The organism is Chryseobacterium lathyri (assembly GCF_019970085.1).
Taxonomy (GTDB): Bacteria; Bacteroidota; Bacteroidia; order Flavobacteriales; family Weeksellaceae; genus Chryseobacterium; species Chryseobacterium lathyri.
The window spans coordinates 1-442 of record NZ_JAHXYG010000020.1 but is presented as its reverse complement, the minus strand read 5'-3'; the positions used below and the strand labels follow the sequence as shown (position 1 = coordinate 442).

Here is a 442-nt window from a genome sequence, read left to right as displayed (position 1 = left end):
CCCTCAAGCTGCGCTTCGTCGCCACCGAGGGCTACTACCTCTACCGCCACCGCTTCCAGTTCCACACCGAGCCGGCAGACATCACCCTGGGCGCGCCGAACATCCCCAAGGGCGAGGCCAAGCACGATGAATTCTTCGGCGACGTCGAGGTGTACCACGGCGTGCTCGACATCGAACTGCCGCGCACCGACCCGCGTGCCTTCACCCTGCTGGTGGGCTACCAAGGCTGTGCCGACAAAGGCCTGTGCTACCCACCGGAAACCGCACGCCTGAGTATTGATGGCGAAGGCGGTGCCAACGCACCCGCAACGGCCGAACACGGCTGGAACTGGAAATCGCTGCTGTTGTTCTTTCTCGCCGGGGTCGGCCTGACCTTTACCCCGTGTGTACTGCCGATGCTGCCGATCCTGTCGGGCGTAGTGCTGCGCGGCCAGGTGGGTGG

The 442-nt window shown here is 64.9% G+C and carries 1 protein-coding gene; it reads left to right on the top strand.

Features of this window, described 5'->3' with window-relative positions; translation table 11 throughout:
• Positions 1-442, top strand: a 442-nt coding sequence (locus LC418_RS20865) for a protein-disulfide reductase DsbD domain-containing protein (RefSeq protein ID WP_262901849.1), incomplete at both ends; no start/stop codon positions are given.